Raw genomic sequence first — 16,727 nt, 5'->3', positions numbered from 1 at the left:
AGAGTGGGGGTGAGCCGTCACCGGGAGCAAGAGCAGGATGTCCAAGGCATTAATTAGACTAGGCTAACTTTTTTTGCTTGCTGTAATTAGTGCTCCGAGTTCAATCGATCCATGACCGCGCTGCCATTGCTCCATCTTGTCAGAGGCATTTCGCTTTCAATCCTCATTGGAGGCCTTGCCATCGCCGGACCGCTGCGGGTTGTGACCACCTCAACGATGATCACCGACCTCGTCAGGCAGATCGGCGGAGATGCAGTCACCGTCACCGGCCTCATGGGACCGGGTGTCGATCCGCACCTTTACAAGGCTCGCGCTTCCGATGTCTTGGAACTTCAGAAGGCGGATGTCATTTTCTACAGCGGTTTGATGCTTGAGGGAAAAATGGCCGAGCTCTTTGGGCGTCTTGAAAAGCACAAGCCGGTTGTGGCCGTGACACGCGACATACCCCGCGATCGTCTGCTGCATCCGCCGAAGTTCGAGGGCCATCCGGATCCGCACGTCTGGTTCGACGTTTCGCTGTGGATGAAATGCATCCATCCCGTGGTTGAAACGCTGGCCGCCAATGATCCCGCGCACAAGGGCGATTATGCGAGCCGCGGATTCAGGCTGCGCGAGTCGCTTTCCGCACTTCATCAATGGGCGCAGGCCAAGGCGCAGGAATTGCCCGTCGAGAAGCGCGTTCTTGTCACCAGCCACGACGCCTACAACTACTTCGGACGCGCCTACGGATTTCAGGTCATCGGACTCCAAGGCATCTCGACTGTGAGCGAGGCGGCGCTGTCCGACATGGCCAGGCTCGTCGACTTCATCAAATCGCACCGCGTGAAGGCCATCTTTGTCGAGTCGAGCGTGCCGCATGCGACCATTGAACGAGTCTCGCTTGATGCCGGAGTCAGGATTGGCGGGGAACTGTTCTCCGACGCCATGGGAACGCCGGGCGCAATCGAAAACGGCTACGATCTCGGCACCTACGAGGGCATGATCAAGCACAACCTGACGACCATAGTGAATTCCCTCAAGTGAACAGCCCATCCACGCGGTCGCCACGCCAGTTCCTTCATCCCTTCGCGTTTGTTTTCGCATTGATCGCCTGCAATGGCGCCGACGCAGCTCGCGAACTCAGCACCGATCGCCCTGACGCGACCGAAAGTCCCTTCACCGTTGAGCCCGGACGGCTGCAGGTCGAATTGAGTTTCGCAAGCTTCATGGACGACCGTCATAACACCGAACGCGACGCCACTCACACGAAGGTTTTCAATATTGCGCCAGTCAACGTTCGCATCGGCCTGAGTTCCTCCTGGGAGATCCAGATTGTGCTCGACAGTTTTCTCGACGTGAAAACCGAGAATCGTCCTCTTGGCTTTCGAATGCGGCAGCGCGGCTTCGGCGACACGACCTTGAGGGTGAAGCATAACTTCTGGGGAAACGACGCTGGCGAATCCGCATTCGGCGTAATGCCGTTCGTGAAGCTACCCACGCACTCCGGCAAGTTTGGCGACCGCTTTGCCGAGGGTGGCATCCTATTTCCCTATGCCGCAAAGTTGAGTGAAGACACGAGCTTTGGCACCATGGTTGAATTGGACGTTGTCAGAAACTCGGGCGATGATGGATACGACTTGATAGCTGTCGGCACGATGACGGTCGGTCGCGATCTCACCGGTGCCATGGGAGGATTCGTGGAACTCGCGCTGGAGACAGGCGTCGGAAAACCGTCCCTTGGCTTCAATACGGGTCTAACCTTGGCCGTGAACGACAACTGTCAGCTCGATGCGGGACTGAGCGTGGGAATCACTCGCGCGGCACCGGACTTGGGTGTATTTTTCGGCATCTCCCAACGCTTCTGACCGACCATGATCCAGCAGTCTCCACCCTTGGAAATCCACGACCTGACGGTCGCCTACCACAAGAAACCGGTGCTCTGGGGTGTCGATCTCGCGATAGATCCAGGGCGGCTCATCGGGATCGTGGGTCCGAATGGCGCCGGCAAGTCGACTCTCATCAAGGCATGCATGGGCCTGCTGCCTTTGCAAAGCGGCTGGGTGAAGGTATTCGGCGATTCATTCCACAGGATGGCGCGTCGCGTTGGCTATGTGCCGCAGCGCGAATCCGTCGACTGGGACTTCCCGGTCAATGTCCTGGATGTCGTCCTGATGGGGCGTTACGGACGCCTCGGTCTTCTCCACCGACCAGGAAAGGTCGATCGGACGATCGCCCGTGCATGCCTCGACAAGGTCCACCTCCTGCCCTATGCCAACCGGCAGATCGCAAACCTTTCGGGTGGACAGCAGCAGCGCGTTTTTCTCGCCCGCGCACTGGCGCAGGAGGCTGATCTGTATTTCATGGATGAACCGTTCGCCGGGGTGGATGCCGCGACCGAAGCGGCGATCATCACCGTGCTGAGGGAACTGCGCGACAAGGGAAAGACGCTCCTCGTGGTCCATCACGATCTTCCGACAGCCCGACAATACTTCGACGATCTGCTTCTACTGAACATGAATGTCGTCGCATTCGGAAAAACCCAGGATGTATTCACAGCGGAGCTGCTCCAGAAGACGTACGGCGGAAGGCTCACGATACTCAGCGAAGTCGCCCAGGCGCTGGGTGCGCACGGGAGTTCGCGATAGGAGGTTTGATGCGCAGGGGTGTGCTGTTTTTCATTGGATCCGCCGTCTTCGCACACGCCGGCGGCGTGCGCGATTTCGTCGATTCTGACTGGAGCAGTCAGATCGCCCGTTTTCTGACGCTGCAGGATGCGTCCGTGAGATATGCTCTTCTCGGCTCGGTGCTTCTGGGGCTCGGATGCGGACTCCTGGGAAGTTTCATCGTTGTGCGCAGAATGGCGCTGGTCGGAGACGCGCTTTCACATGCCGTGCTTCCGGGCGTGGCCATCGGCTTCCTCTGGAACATGACAAAGGATCCCATCGCGATCCTTGTCGGGGCGACAATCGCCGGGCTGCTTGGAACGTCCCTGGTTTCGGCGATCTCCCGCACGACGCGGCTCAAGGAGGATGCAGCACTCGGCCTGGTTCTGGCCACATTCTTCGCCATGGGAATATGCCTCATGACGATGATTCAGCGACTGCCGACGGGAAACAAGAGCGGCCTGGACAAGTTCCTTTTCGGTCAGGCCGCCGCGCTCAGTTCGGGTGACATCGTGCTGATGACGATCATCACCGCCCTGGCAATCGTGCTCGTCGTGTCGTTCTACAAGGAGCTCCTCGCATCCAGCTTCGACCCCGGATTCTCAAGCTCGATCGGAATCCCAACACGCTGGATACACCACGGCCTCATGCTCCTCCTCACCGCATCCGTGGTCATAGCACTCCAGGCGGTGGGAGTCGTGCTGGTCTCGGCGATGTTGATCACGCCCGCGTCGGCCGCCTACCTGCTGACCGACCGACTTCACAGGCTGCTCATCCTCGCCGCCATCTTTGGCGTGGCTGCCGGCGTGCTCGGTGCCTTTCTATCCTTTGTCGGTCCGAGCCTTCCGACCGGCCCGCTCATGGTGATGGGTGCCAGTGCGATCTTCTCGACCGCTTTTCTCTTCGGTCCACGCCATGGGGTCGTGGCGCGATGGCTCCTGCGTCGCAGCGGTGCGGCGCGCACTCGGCGGGAAAACACGCTGAAGGCGATGTTTCATGTCATGGAGGCGGGGCACTTCCAGTCGGAAAGCGTAACCTTTCACGAACTGGCCATCCGCCGGAAGGAGACCATTGAGGATGTGCAGCGGCTTGGCCGGGATCTGGTGCGCCATGGTCTTGCCAGCATTTCCGGCGACGCCCTCTACTTTACGCCGCCGGGAAGGAAGCGGGCGGGGGAGATTGTTCGAAATCACAGGCTATGGGAGCTCTACCTGACGCAATCCGCAAACATCGCGGCTGATCACGTGCATGATGATGCTGAAAAAATCGAGCACGTGCTGGGTGAGTCCGTGGTCCGCGACCTGGAGCGGCGGCTGGGTCATGCCACCTTCGATCCCCATGGGCGCGCCATTCCCACGACGCGATCGATTCACGGAGAAACTCCACGGCTCGACCTGGGCAATGGCTCTGGAAAATGACTGAAATCATTCCAAACTTCGACCCTCATGCGGTTCTGATCGCCCCTTGGACGGAGAATCTTTCCCTGTTCGGGTGGATTGCCGCGATGGGGTTTGCCGTGACAGGAGCATGCGGCCTGATTGGAAACTACCTCATGCTGCGGCGCATGGCGTTGATGGGCGACGCCGTGAGCCACAGCGTGCTGCCGGGACTGGTCGCCGCCTTTCTGATTTCCGGAAGCCGTGGCACGCTGCCGATGTTTGTCGGCGCGCTCGCCGCCGGTGGATTCACCTCGGTGATGATTGAAACGATTCACAAGCTCACGCGCGTCAAGCAGGACGCCGCCATTGGAATCACATTCTCCACCTTGTTCGCGATCGGTGTGGTCATGACAAGCATCTTCGCGGCACAGGTGGACCTGGACGCAGACTGCGTGCTCTACGGTGAAATTGCATTCGTTCCCCTCGAGCCGATGGTCAGTCTTGGAGGCATCGTTCTGGGCCCCGTTCCGTTTGTCCGGATGGCTTCCGTCCTGCTTGTCATCTCGCTTCTGATCATTGCCTTCTACAAGCAGCTTCTCGTGAGCGCATTCGATCCCGGCCTGGCGCGGTCCCTCGGCACGAATCCGGTGGTCATGCACTATGGCCTGATGGCCGCTTTGTCGGTTGTGGTCGTGAGCGCCTTCGAGTCCGTCGGCGCAATTCTGGTCATCGCCATGCTCATACTCCCGGGCGCCACTGCATCACTGATCTCCACACGGCTGTCGCGTGTGCATCTGCTTTCGCTGCTGCATGCGGCGATCAGCGCGTGGCTCGGCGTCACCCTGGGAGTGTGGCTCGATTGTTCCATCGCCGCCGCCATGGTTGTGGCCGGGGCGCTGTTGTTCGGGGTTGTGTGGATTGTCAGTCCGCGGGAGGGCCTGATAGTGCGTTGGGCCGGACGGCGCGCGCCCGTGCAGATTCCCCCGCAACACGGTTCGGAAGCAGATCAATCACGGCAGGCTGTCAGCCGGTAGGATTCGCCGCATTGGCAATGCCGGGTCAAGCCGGCGAAGTCACGCGCCCATGACAGTGCGGACAACTCTTTCCGGCCACAAAGTGGGGATGAGCCTGCTCCTCTGAGGCAAGAGGCATCTGGCACCGTGCGCACAGGATCGACTGTGTTTCCTTCAACGCAGGATCGAGGCCGACGCGCTGATCAAACACGAAGCATTCGCCTTCAAAATGTGCGGCACCGCATTCTTCGAAATAGCGCAGGATTCCTCCGTCGAGCTGGAATACATGTCGGAATCCCTCCCGCTCCATGCAGGGGCCGGCCTTTTCACAGCGGATGCCACCGGTGCAGAACATCACGATTGGCTTCGTCTTCCATTCAGCGGGCAGACGGCGGACCGCCTCTGGAAAATCACGGAAATGATCGATGCCGGCAGGCACCGCATTCCTGAATGTCCCGAGATGGACTTCGTAGTCGTTTCGCGTGTCGAGCAGCGTCACATCCCGTCCTTCGTCCAGCCACTGCTTCAGTTCCCCTGCGGAGAGCTTCGGGGATGTGTGACGAGCCGGATCGATCTGTTCGTCGCCAAACGCAATGATCTCCCGCTTGATCTTGACCATCATGCGGTCGTACGGCCGCCGGGCGCTGCTGCTGCGCTTTGCGGCAAGATCCCCAAGGCCGGCGCAGGTGCGCAGTTTCAAAAGAAGGGCTTCGCCCGATTCCGCCGCGCCCGCGACATAGAAATTGATGCCTTCCGGGCTAAGCAAAATCGTTCCGCACAGACTCTTCTCACGGCAGAATGCCAGAAGCTCCTCCTTCAGATCGGGCAGATTCGAGAGCGGTGTGAACTTGTAACCGGAAAAGTGAACGATGGACGACATGAAATCGGTGTCGCGCATGCTGACAAGCCGACCAACCAGCCGACAAGCGCGCATTCCTGCGCGTCAGTAGCTGGCGGAATAGCCGAAGGTGAAGCCCACGGCGTCAATCCCAGGGTTGGGCTTTGTCTGTCCTCCGTTCGACATGTGCTGGAAGAGCACTCCTGCCATGATTCTGCGTGCAGGTGCGATCACGTGCTCGATGCCTCCCCGCGCAAACCAGTGAAACGTGAAATCCTGCCCCTGTCCTCCCTTGACACCACGTGAGTCGAGCATTCCGAGCCCACCGCCTGCGCCACCCGCCAGAGCCCAGCGCCCCATGCGATCCCAGAGCTCGATTGATGGCGATCCGCCAACGGCGACGTAGTGCGATTCAGGCCCCTGATCTATCCACGTCGCCTGAAGCGTGAGGCGATGTCGAAAACGCACCCGAAAGCCGTTTCCCAGTTCCAAGCCGAACGCTTCCTTCGATCTCCACGACAACTGGGTCGGAAACAACCGATAGGACAGGGGAGTGCCGGTGCCAACCTGCCAGATCGCGCCCGTTTCCACATCGACGGCCGATTGCTCCGCCGGATGCAACGCGCCTTCGCCGGCGCATGGCGCAACAACGGCAAGGCACAACAGCGAGAGGAGCGTTCCTGGTCGTGGAAATGTTCGCATGATTTGGCGGGTGCAACCCGGGTGCCGGTACTCCTGTCAGGACGAATCGGGTCTGTCACATGAAATTCTGAACGAATGGCGGTGACATCGCCTTCGTCTCCCGTCCCGATCGTCATTTGCCTAAACCGCCGGCTCCACTCATCTTGATCCACCAACCGGACAATCAGCGACACATGATGCTAATCACAACCGACGAATTGAACGCGCACTTGAACGACCCGGACTGGGTCGTTTTCGACTGCAGGCATGACCTCATCGACACCGCCAAGGGCGAGCGTGTCTACGGGGAGGGACACATTCCCGGAGCGTTTCTTGCGGGAATCGACAGGGATCTCTCCGGGAGGAAGGTTCCGGGAGGTGGTCGACACCCCCTTCCGGACAAGCGCGACTTTCTCGCGTTTCTTGCCCGGTGCGGAGTGACGCCGTCATCAACGATCGTCGCCTATGACGACGCGGGCGGCTTTTTTGCCGCACGGCTGTGGTGGATGTTGTCGCGCTGGCTGGGGCACAAGCGGGTTGGGCTTCTCGATGGCGGTATTGTTCGTTGGAAGTCCCAAAACAGAAAACTCTCGATGGATGCCCCCTCGCCAAAGGTGAACCCAGCGATGGATCGAGCGGCGAATTCGGACGCAAGCGTGTCGGTTGATGAATTGGTGTCACATCTCGGAGACGGCAAACTGCTTGTCGTGGATGCCCGCTCCGGTGATCGCTATCGTGGCGAAGTGGAGCCCATGGACCGCGTCGCCGGGCACATTCCCGGCGCGGTCAGCCGGGTCTTCAAGGCCAACCTCAATGCGGATCTGACCTTCAGGCCCCGCAATGAGCTCAGGCGGGAGTTTGAAGAACTGATCAAGTCGCACGCGCCCGCCTCGGTGGTTCACCAGTGCGGCTCGGGCATCACATCGTGCGTCAATCTCTTTGCCATGGAGCTTGCGGGCCTCACTGGTTCAAGGCTCTACGTGGGCTCATGGAGCGAATGGGTCGCCGATCCCGCGCGACCCGTTGCCGTGGGGGCATCGGCATGAGCGAACCGATCAAATTCAAACGGCTGCGCCTAGCGCCGTCCTTCGAGCCACAGGAAGAAGATGACGACTGCGGCGACGCCAAGGACAGCGAGTGCAATCTTGATCCAGCTCTTGGGATACTCACCGGCGATTGAGCCGGTGTATCCATTTATCACGCACTGGAAACTTTTGCCGTGAAAATCGTAGCTGACCATCCAGATGGGAACGAGAATGTGCTTGAAGGTCTGCGCTGAGAACGCGGAGCGGACGTTCAGGTCGCGATGAGTGTCGCCCGGCACCTGGGAAGCGCACAGGCTCACGGTTTTTGACTCCATTTTGGTGCGTGCAGTCTGTGCGGCGCTCGGCAGATCGATCTGATAGCGCTCAACGACCCAGCCGGAAATGAAACTGGGATTGTAGGGGACCAGTTCCTTGGTCGGAAAGGGCTCCACTCCCTGAATAAGCTCGGGATGAACGCCGCGCGAGGCCGAGACAAGCTCGTCGTCAAAGAAGTGATCCAGAGCGCCGGATGACGGATACCAGCGCACTTTTCGCACCTGCCGGGTCTGCCGCTGTCCCTTCCCATCGGTGAAGGACTCCGTTTCGTAGTAGTAGTCCCCCGACATGGCAGTCCAGTCCGCGTGAACCTGCGCATCGAATGTCCAGTAGGGAATGTAGAGGCCCTTGACGACATCGGTCATCGCGCCGCGTTTGAGCCGGTTGGGCGCGAACCAGCGCGATCCATACCATTTTCGGATCGAATCCCGCACCTGGGCGTTGCTGAGTTTTAGCGGCAGAAGGCTCTCCGGGCGGAATGACTCCTTGATCTCCTCGTAGGGCACCAGCGATGCCGATCCGCAAAAATCGCAGCGCTGGGCCACATTCTTTTCGTCGAAGACCGAGATCGCCTGGCAGGACTGGCATTTAACCTGGATCTTCTTTGCCTGCCATCCCCGCGCCGAGTCCGGAATATTGCGCAAAGCCTGCACGAGTTCGTGCTCGACGATCGCGTTGGGCGTCTGGCTGAAGCCGGTCAGTTCAACCGTCGCCGGGGAAACCGTTCCGCAGAAACTGCAGACCAGCGCCTTCTTCGCGGGATTCCAAGTGGCCTCAGCGCCACACGACGGACACGAAAACTTTGAGCGAGCCTGGGCTTCCATGCGCAATCCGGCTGTCGACCGCTCAACTGTTCATGAACTCGGTGAGCGCCGCCCGGGTGATGCGCCACGTAGAGCCGATCTTTTTTCCCTTGAGCGATCCCTTTTCCAGCTCCGTCAAAACATCAGCCTCGGACACGCCGAGTGCTTGCGCCGCCTGCGCGGGGCCGAGAAGATCCATTGCCGCAGCTGCGGGCGCGGCTCCAACCGCCACAGGCGGACCTCCCGCGGGAGGCGTTCCCTGGGGGCCAAACATGCCGCCGGGTTGATTCATCATCTGCTGCGCCATACCAAAACCCATGGCCAGTTCCGCCGCGGTGCCGGCCGGGCCGCCGCCCCCACCCGAGCCCATGCCCTCGGCCATCTTGAACTTGATGTAGTCGTTGAGATTTCCGATGGCCGCCATGCTCGAGCGCTTGTCGATGGCCTGCTCCACTTCGGGAGGTACGGATACGTTCTCTATGATGAAACTGCCCAGCTCCAGACCGTATTTCTCCTTCAGCGTCGGATTGATCAGCGGGAGGAGCGCTTCGCCGAGTTCGCCGTAGCGCGACGCGACATCCAGCGCCGGCAGTTTCGAGCTCGCGAGCGCGTCCGTAAACACGCTCACCAGGCGCGAGCGCATTGTGTCCGCAAACTCGTCGATCCGGAAGTGATGATCGGTGCCTGCAACCTCCTTCAGGAACGTGGGCACATTGGTGATTCGAAAATCGTAGGTGCCGAATGCCCGCACGCGAACGATCCCGAAATCGGCGTCGCGCAGCATGACGGGATTCGACGTGCCCCACTTGTTGCCGGTGAACAGGCGGGTGTTGACGAAATAGACGTCGGCCTTGAACGGGCTCTCGAAGCCGTACTTCCATCCCTTAAGGGTGGAGAGAATCGGAATGTTGTCCGTGTTGAGGGTGTGTTTGCCCGGCCCAAAGGCGTCTCCGAACTGCCCAAGATAGACAAACTGGACGGTCTGCGATTCCCGGACGATCAGTTGCGCGCCACGCTTGATTTCCTTGTCCTCATCGGGAAAACGCCAGGAAAGGGTGTCGCGGGAATCGTCCTCCCACTGGATGATTTCAATGAACTGAGACTTGAGATAATCGAGAAGGCCCATGGTTGAGGAATGAATTTGGTTGTGTTGGAAAACACGCGAAAGCGGCCAAGGTTGCGAATAAGAAATACAGGGCCTTCCTGCGGGAAGTTTGCAGCATCAGGGAAGTCGGCTTTTGCTTCGCCTTCGCCTCAATCGAGCCAATCCTTTCCATCCCAATTCTCATGCCCTCAACGGTCACCGAGTCCATCCCTCATCGCCCTCCTTTCCTTTTTGTCGATGAAATCGTTTCAGAATCGCCGGACGGCCTTGTTGCCCGCCGCACCTGGCGGGCGGACGAGGATTTTTACCGGGGCCACTATCCGGGCGCGCCGATCACCCCGGGCGTCCTGCTCTGCGAGGCCGTATTTCAGGCTGGCGCCGTGTACCTGTCGAGGCAGGCTTCGGCGCAGAGGACCGACCTCGGATCCGGCGTGCCGCTTCTGGCAAAAATCAGTGACGTGCGGTTTCGGAATCCCGTGTTTCCGGGCGACACTGTTTTGATCGAGGTCAAGCGGAAGGATGTCATGGGTGGATTCACGATCATGACGGGCGCGGTAAGGAAACCGGACAACACGCGCATTCTGAGCGTTGAATTCGCGGTGGCATGGAAGGTGCCGAACGGGAGCGCCGACGCGACAGACAAATCCCCCGCAGCATGAACGAAACCGCCATGGCAGATTTCCTCGCACTCGCCGGAAAGACCATTGTTGTCACGGGCGTCGCCAATCGAAAAAGCGTCGCCTGGTTTGTCGGCAGGGCGCTGGAGGAGCAGGGCGCCCGCGTCATTTACAGCGTGCGGTCCGAGGCGCGGCGGGCGTCGCTGGAGGGATTGCTGAAGGACCGCAGGGTTTTCGTCTGTGATGTTGGCGACGAGGATGCGCCGGCGCGACTGGCCGACTCGATAGCTGCCGCGGGTGTAACCGCGGTGCACGGGCTGGTTCACTCGATCGCCTTCGCGAACTATACCGACGGGTTCAAGTCGTTCGACGAGACGAAACGCCGCGATTTCCTTGAAGCCACGGCGATCTCCTCGTTCTCGCTGGTGGAACTGGCGCGCGCCTTCAAGCCGTTGTTCGATCCGGATGCGTCCGTCGTTTCGATTGGAATCTCATCACTGCTGGTCACCCCCGACAACTATGGTTACATGGGGCCAATCAAGGCCGCGCTGGAATCCACGTCGCGCTTCCTGGCAAAGTCCTTCAGTGCGAGCAGCGCCGTCCGCTTCAATGTGGTGGGGGCGGGCCCGCTCAAGACCAGCGCCTCTGCGGGCATTCCAGGATACCTCGAGAGCTACCTCTATGCCGAAAAGCTGACCTTTCGCAAACGGGCACTCTCGACAGACGAGGTCGCGAATGCGGTTCTCTTTCTGCTCAGCCCGCGCAGCAGCGGGATGAATGGCACGACAATCGTGGTTGATGCCGGGCTCGGATCGAACGCATTCGACGCGGAGCTGATCCGCCTGGCGATGCGTCCCGAGGCGAAATGACACGATACTGGCATGCGCTTCGAACACACCTGCATTGAGTCTTTGGCGACAGCCCTGCCGACGGAGGTGCTGACCTCCGCGGAGATCGAGCGCCGCCTGCAGCCGTTGTACCAGCGGCTCAATTTGCCCGAGGGAAGGCTCGAGCTGATGACGGGCATACGCGAGCGAAGAGTCTGGGCAAAGGGAACACTGCCTTCCGACGCCAGCGCACAGGCGGGGCGCGCAGCGCTCGCGCGCTCGGGTGTGCGGCCCGAACAGATCGACCTCTTCATTCACAGTGCGGTGTGCCGCGACATGCTCGAGCCGGCCACCTCCTCTTTCGCTCATCGGAAGATCGGCCTTCCGGCACACACTCAGATTTTTGATCTTTCCAACGCCTGCCTGGGCTTTCTCAACGCACTCACCGTGGCGGGAAGCATGATCGAGGCGGGGCAGATCCGCTGCGCGTTGATTGTCGCCGGCGAGAACGGACGCCCGCTGGTGGAGCAGACTCTTGCCACTCTGCTCGAACGTCCGCTGACGCGAAACGAAATAAAACCGTATTTCGCCAACCTGACGATCGGCTCGGGTGCGGTCGCGGCGGTGGTCTGCCACCGGTCGCTGCTGGTTGGTGGTCGCGGTGCGCACCGTCTGGTCGGGGGCGTGGCCCGGGCGGCCACGGCGCACAGCGAACTCTGCAAGGGCGACACTCATGGGGCCGACTCGCTGGCCATGCAGACGGATTCAGAGCGGCTGCTGGACGCAGGCGTGGCCCTGGCAAGGGAAACCTGGGATGAATTCCGCCGGGTCGTGGACACAGACCCCGCGGATTTTTCGCGATACATCTGCCACCAGGTGGGAAGCACGCACCGGCGCAGGCTGTACGAGACGCTCGGCCTCGATCTGGCGAAAGATTTCTCCACCTTTGAAACCCTTGGCAACATGGGCTCGGTGTCGCTTCCGGCGACGCTCGCCGCGGCCATCGAAGCCGGTGAAGTCGGGCCGGGGCAGCGGGTGGCACTGCTGGGAATCGGAAGCGGACTGAACTGCCTCATGCTCGCGCTCGAATGGTGACGATCGATTCGCTTCCTCCGGACGTGCGCGCGCTGTACCCGTTCACGCCTTCCGTGTTCACCACGCCTCATGGCGCGCGCATGAGCTACCTGGACGAAGGCCCCCGCGGCGACGAGGCCGTCGTGATGCTGCACGGGAATCCGACCTGGTCGTTCTTCTACCGCAATGCCGTAGTGGCGCTCCGATCGCGCTGGCGCTGTCTGGTGCCGGATCACATCGGCATGGGCCTGTCTGACAAGCCGGAGGACTATCCCTACACGCTCGCCACCCGCATCGCCGACCTTGAGGGGCTTTTGGATGGGCTGGGCATCAATCGAATCAACCTGGTCGTTCACGACTGGGGCGGGGCGATCGGTTTCGGGCTGGCGGTGAAGAACCCTGCGCGCATTGGCCGTATTGTGATTCTGAATACAGCTGCGTTCCGCTCGCAACGCATTCCCAGGCGCATAGCCTTGTGTCGCTCGCGACCCTTTGGCACCTGGCTGGTCCGCGGCCTGAACGGCTTCGCCGGCCCGGCCGCAAGCATGGCCATGCACGCCCGGCGCCTGACGGCCGCTGAAAGACGGGGATACCTCCTGCCGTACAACTCCTGGGCCAATCGCGTGGCGGTGGACGCCTTCGTGAAGGACATCCCGCTCGAACGGGGCCACGTTTCCCATTCCACGCTTCAGGAGGTCGAAAACGGCCTTTCCCAGTTCCGTTCCCATTCCGTGAGCATCGTGTGGGGAGGAAAGGATTTCTGCTTCAACCGGCACTTCCTGGAAGAATGGAAGGGATTCCTTCCGCAAGCCAGAGTCACGTTGCTGCGGGATGCCGGACATTACGTCTTGGACGATGGAGGTGAGGCCGCCAGCCAGCGCCTGATCGAAGGATTGATTCCTGCGGATCAGAAAACAGGAGACTCAACCGGAGGAGCATGACATCCAGCTCGATGGCGTCGGCGGGTGGTGCTTGCTCTCACCATTCCCCCCGGCGGTTGAATTTTTCCCGCGCGTTCGCGCCAAATTTCGCCCCGGCGGCATCGATGTCGTCACAGATCTGGCGGAGAGTCCGGCCTGCTTCACCGCGTGCTGCTGGAATGAGCGTTCGACATTCATTGCTGTCCATGAAGCGAGCGGCCTCAAGCAGCGCGCCTTCCTCTCCGAACGGAACAGCCAGAAATCCGTGCTTGTCAGCATGTATCAGCTGACCCGGAAGAATCCTGGTCCCAAAAACATCCACCGGCACCCCCCATTCCACTGGACACGAATAGGCATGCCCAACGCACAGGCGCCGCGCAATCGCCTTGAATCCAGCGTTGTTCATCTCATCAAGGTCGCGGATTCCGCCATCGCAAATTGTCCCGACGCATCCAAGCGATCGATGGATGTTGCTGTTGACCTCGCCCCAGAAGGCTCCGTGCACCGCGGGTTTGTCCCTGTCCTGGACCACAACTATTCCGGGTTTCCGCTGATCTGCAACATAGCGACGGTATTCACTCCATGCGTTGGGCCTTGCCCGGAGATGCTCGGCCTTGCTTGGCTCCACAATGACGGTGATCGCGTAACCCACCATCGGGCCCATCTGTGGAATGAAATCGCGGGTCTCCTCGCGATTGAACCCTTCGTTTGCGGCATTGCAGCGGGTTATCTGCTCCCAACCGTTGTAGATGGTCGGTGTGTTCCAACGCTTGAGCTCCAGCAATTCGCTGTGCGAAAGGGTGCAGGATGATTCGTTCATGAAATTGAATCACTTATGGGGTGTGCGGTCTTGCTTTGTCCAAAGCTCGCCGGAGCGCATTCATTCGTTCAGACCTGTCCGAGCAATTAGCGGAACCAGGATACAGGAACCCTGGCCTGAACGAGGTCGCATCGGTTTCGATCAAGCGAGAAGACCCGGTAGTGGACCAACGCGACGTCTCCGTCGAATGTAACCCCCGGATACTCGGCCCATTGATCCGGATTGGTTTCAAGCGCTTTTGGCAGCCCCCATGTTCGCCCGCCGTCCCGGCTCACTGCGCATGCCAGAACAGATCGGATGCCCGCAATTCTGGCTTCGGGATTCCAAGTGGGATTCCAGATCATGAGAAGATCGGAGGAGTCGGGGAGACGGACGGCAATGGTAGGCGCCAGCGCGCTGAAAACGCCTGAAGGCCTGGGTGCGCTCCATGTTGTGCCGCGGTCAGTTGATTCGGAGATGAACGACTGACCGTGCCAGTTGCGGATGAACTGGACGAGGGACCCATCCACTCGCTGCACGAATCCGGCCTCCTCAAAGCGGCCTCCATGACCGGCGATTGGATCGAGGGTGACCGCACTGCGCTCCCAAGTTTTCCCGTCATCGTCGGAATAGGCGAAGTAGGTTCCCATGCATGTCGAACGGTAGCCGGGTCCCGGCCGCGCGATCGCTGGTGGGAATATCGTGTGACATTGGACAATCACACGTCCGTTGTCCAAGGTGACCGCACGGTCGTGGCAACCGGTGTTGTATTCCCCATTGTCCGGCGTAATGCGAGTGCACTCCGACCATGTTTTTCCCTCGTCAGAGGAAGTGCGGACCATCTTCGCGCAATTGCCGTAGTTCCTTTTGTCAGTTCCGCCGCTCCTCCATGAATAGGCCAGGAGCAATCGACCGTCCCTGAGACGTGTGAGGCCTGGTGAAATGCAGTTCACAAGCGCATCCTTGTCATCGACCGCCACCCAGGGCCTCGACCAGGACCCTCCACCATCCGCAGAAGTCATTGCGCTGATGCGCGCATAACCGTCGTCGCCGGTCGGACTGCGGCGCAGGGGCGAGGGCGGCGGACGTTCCGCGGGCGGAAGCAGGTCCGTGCGGAGAAACTCCGACCAAAGCAGCAGCAACTGGCCGTTTCTGAGCCGTATCACCGTTTGCTCACCATTCTTCGGCGCGACATTGGTTGCACCAACAATGATTCGTTTCTCAATGCCTGGAATCGCCAGGAGACTGGGGGCGCCGGGCAGCTCGCCTGCAGATCGAACGGCACCGCAAGAAATGATTGCGGCGACAAGGATCAACAGGGTTCGAGACTGAAGCAGAATCATTGAAGCGGAAACGACCGGATCTACCGGTCCATGGGCAGCGTCCCTCGCGACTTGCGCACCGGGGGTTGCGCACCCACCTGAGTTCGCCAGGAGTCTAGGCGCGCGCGGAGCGCAGCCGCCCGCATCGGAAAACGAGACGCGAGGTCATGGGTTTCGGATGGATCGGAGGCGAGATCGTACAACTCGACATGATCGTCCTCGTAAAAATGCATCAGTTTCCAATCTCCCTCGCGCATGGAGGAGGAAGGACTCCCGGCGATTCCCGGGCGCGTGCGCCGGTAGTGGGGAAAGTGCCAGAACATTGCTGGACGGGTGCCGTGATCGCCCCCTTGGAGAAGTCCGGCAAAACTCCCTCCGTCGAGCCCTGGCGGAATCCCGAGGCCAGCGAGTTCAGCAATTGTTGCGTGCCACTCCACTGCATGAACCGGCGCAGTGCACAACGACCCCGGTGCTATCATTCCCGGAAACCGCATGATCAGAGGTACGCGCACTCCTCCTTCGTAGAGGCTGGCCTTTCCTTCCCGCAACGGCGCATTGGACGTGATGGTTTCTTCTTCCGTGCCAAGGTATCCACCATTGTCCGAAGTGAAGATGACCAAAGTGCGCGCTGCGGCGGATTTGCGATCCAAGGCATCCAGAATCCGCCCAACATCGCCATCGATTTCTTCAATGACCGCGGCGTAGGCTGGATTGCTTTCACGCCGGCTGACGTTGTCCGCTGCATTCTCATATTTTGCGAGCAAGGCTGGATCGGGTCGCAAAGGGATGTGCGGCCGGGAAAAATTGAGGTAGATGAGGCGAGGTCGTTGTGCCGTGTGGGACAGGAGCTCCACGGTGCGCTCCATCAACACTCGATCCGGGCCGGAAAAAATCTCTGAGAACCCGTGGTCCGTCGGGTTGTCGTCGAACCCCCACTTGCCGAGAATGATGGTATCGTAGCCACTGGCGTGCAAAGTGCGTGCCAGTGTCGGAGTGCCTGCTGGAAAGTGGGTCTTGAAGTCTAGGGATGCGAACACTCGGCTCGGGGAGTCGTCTCCACGATAGGAAGCCTGCCCCGTGCAATGCAGTCGCGCGGCATGCAATCCGGTGATCGTGGCGGCCCTGGAGGGCGTGCATACCGGAGCTCCCGCATACGCCTGAGTGAAGCGCATGCCAGTTGCCGCCAGATGATCTATCGCCGGCGTGCGGACATGAGCGTTCCCATAGCAGCCAAGGTCGCTCCAGCCGAGGTCGTCGGCTTGAATGAAAAGAATATCCTGTGGAATAGCCGCCGCGACCTTGTGCGATGCGACAGCGAGCAGCAATGCGGAGAAAAGCATGCTCCG

General features: G+C 60.3%; 17 protein-coding genes. 10 read left to right on the top strand and 7 right to left on the bottom strand.

Going from position 1 to position 16,727, the window contains the following annotated elements; translation table 11 throughout:
- Window positions 1–111: 111 nt before the first annotated feature.
- From HS122_11335 to HS122_11315, 5 genes are read left to right on the top strand one after another with little or no spacing between them, the layout of a single operon-like run.
- Window positions 112–1,023, top strand: coding sequence for a zinc ABC transporter substrate-binding protein (locus HS122_11335; protein MBE7538993.1), 912 nt, complete (start codon window positions 112–114; stop codon window positions 1,021–1,023).
- Window positions 1,020–1,844, top strand: coding sequence for a transporter (locus HS122_11330; GenBank protein ID MBE7538992.1), 825 nt, complete (start codon window positions 1,020–1,022; stop codon window positions 1,842–1,844). Before HS122_11335 ends, HS122_11330 begins: the two co-directional genes overlap by 4 nt.
- Before the next feature lie 6 nt (window positions 1,845–1,850).
- A complete protein-coding gene (locus HS122_11325) occupies window positions 1,851–2,624 on the top strand; it encodes a metal ABC transporter ATP-binding protein (GenBank protein ID MBE7538991.1) in 774 nt (257 codons plus the stop codon).
- An 8-nt stretch (window positions 2,625–2,632) separates the two neighbouring features.
- Entirely contained in the window at window positions 2,633–4,060 is a 1,428-nt protein-coding gene (locus tag HS122_11320; protein ID MBE7538990.1) for a metal ABC transporter permease, read from the top strand.
- Window positions 4,057–5,055, top strand: a complete 999-nt coding sequence (locus HS122_11315) for a metal ABC transporter permease (GenBank protein ID MBE7538989.1) — start codon at window positions 4,057–4,059, stop codon at window positions 5,053–5,055. Before HS122_11320 ends, HS122_11315 begins: the two co-directional genes overlap by 4 nt.
- 25 nt (window positions 5,056–5,080) lie before the next feature.
- Here the strand turns inward: HS122_11315 and HS122_11310 are convergent, their stop codons facing one another.
- Both HS122_11310 and HS122_11305 read right to left on the bottom strand, forming a co-directional pair.
- Complete coding sequence (locus HS122_11310) at window positions 5,081–5,914, bottom strand: sulfurtransferase (GenBank protein ID MBE7538988.1); 834 nt, start codon at window positions 5,912–5,914, stop codon at window positions 5,081–5,083.
- 63 nt (window positions 5,915–5,977) lie between these two features.
- Complete coding sequence (locus tag HS122_11305) at window positions 5,978–6,574, bottom strand: acyloxyacyl hydrolase (protein MBE7538987.1); 597 nt, start codon at window positions 6,572–6,574, stop codon at window positions 5,978–5,980.
- 173 nt (window positions 6,575–6,747) lie between these two features.
- Between HS122_11305 and HS122_11300 the strand changes: the two genes are divergently transcribed.
- Window positions 6,748–7,599 (top strand): sulfurtransferase, encoded by an 852-nt coding sequence (locus HS122_11300; protein ID MBE7538986.1) that lies wholly within the window; start codon window positions 6,748–6,750, stop codon window positions 7,597–7,599.
- Window positions 7,600–7,628: 29 nt separating this feature from the next.
- On the opposite strand, the gene HS122_11295 is transcribed toward HS122_11300, so the two are convergent.
- Both HS122_11295 and HS122_11290 read right to left on the bottom strand, forming a co-directional pair.
- Complete coding sequence (locus HS122_11295) at window positions 7,629–8,738, bottom strand: zinc ribbon domain-containing protein (GenBank protein ID MBE7538985.1); 1,110 nt, start codon at window positions 8,736–8,738, stop codon at window positions 7,629–7,631.
- A 22-nt stretch (window positions 8,739–8,760) separates the two neighbouring features.
- Window positions 8,761–9,843 carry an SPFH domain-containing protein gene (locus HS122_11290; GenBank protein MBE7538984.1) on the bottom strand — a complete coding sequence of 361 codons (1,083 nt, stop codon included), beginning with the start codon at window positions 9,841–9,843 and terminating at the stop codon, window positions 8,761–8,763.
- 161 nt (window positions 9,844–10,004) lie between these two features.
- On the opposite strand from HS122_11290, the gene HS122_11285 reads away from it, so the two are divergent.
- Genes HS122_11285 through HS122_11270 form a run of 4 tightly spaced genes read left to right on the top strand, consistent with a single transcriptional unit; the run spans window position 10,005 to window position 13,281 of the window.
- On the top strand, window positions 10,005–10,481 hold the full coding sequence (locus HS122_11285; protein ID MBE7538983.1) for a beta-hydroxyacyl-ACP dehydratase: 477 nt from the start codon (window positions 10,005–10,007) through the stop codon (window positions 10,479–10,481).
- An 11-nt stretch (window positions 10,482–10,492) separates the two neighbouring features.
- Entirely contained in the window at window positions 10,493–11,308 is an 816-nt protein-coding gene (locus HS122_11280; protein MBE7538982.1) for an SDR family oxidoreductase, read from the top strand.
- A gap of 12 nt (window positions 11,309–11,320) precedes the next feature.
- Window positions 11,321–12,361 (top strand): 3-oxoacyl-ACP synthase III, encoded by a 1,041-nt coding sequence (locus tag HS122_11275; protein MBE7538981.1) that lies wholly within the window; start codon window positions 11,321–11,323, stop codon window positions 12,359–12,361.
- Window positions 12,355–13,281, top strand: coding sequence for an alpha/beta fold hydrolase (locus HS122_11270; GenBank protein MBE7538980.1), 927 nt, complete (start codon window positions 12,355–12,357; stop codon window positions 13,279–13,281). The genes HS122_11275 and HS122_11270 overlap by 7 nt, the downstream gene beginning before the upstream one ends.
- Before the next feature lie 37 nt (window positions 13,282–13,318).
- Here the strand turns inward: HS122_11270 and HS122_11265 are convergent, their stop codons facing one another.
- The 3 genes from HS122_11265 to HS122_11255 all read right to left on the bottom strand — a co-directional run bounded on the left by HS122_11265 (window position 13,319) and on the right by HS122_11255 (window position 16,721).
- Window positions 13,319–14,080 (bottom strand): RraA family protein, encoded by a 762-nt coding sequence (locus tag HS122_11265; protein ID MBE7538979.1) that lies wholly within the window; start codon window positions 14,078–14,080, stop codon window positions 13,319–13,321.
- A gap of 86 nt (window positions 14,081–14,166) precedes the next feature.
- On the bottom strand, window positions 14,167–15,402 hold the full coding sequence (locus HS122_11260) for an exo-alpha-sialidase (GenBank protein ID MBE7538978.1): 1,236 nt from the start codon (window positions 15,400–15,402) through the stop codon (window positions 14,167–14,169).
- Window positions 15,403–15,422: 20 nt separating this feature from the next.
- Entirely contained in the window at window positions 15,423–16,721 is a 1,299-nt protein-coding gene (locus HS122_11255) for a sulfatase (GenBank protein ID MBE7538977.1), read from the bottom strand.
- Window positions 16,722–16,727 lie beyond the last annotated feature (6 nt).

The sequence above is a fragment of the Opitutaceae bacterium genome, from assembly GCA_015075305.1.
Taxonomy (GTDB): Bacteria; Verrucomicrobiota; Verrucomicrobiia; order Opitutales; family Opitutaceae; genus UBA6669.
Note: the sequence above shows the minus strand (reverse complement) of the source record. Positions and strands in the feature narration are given on the sequence as shown.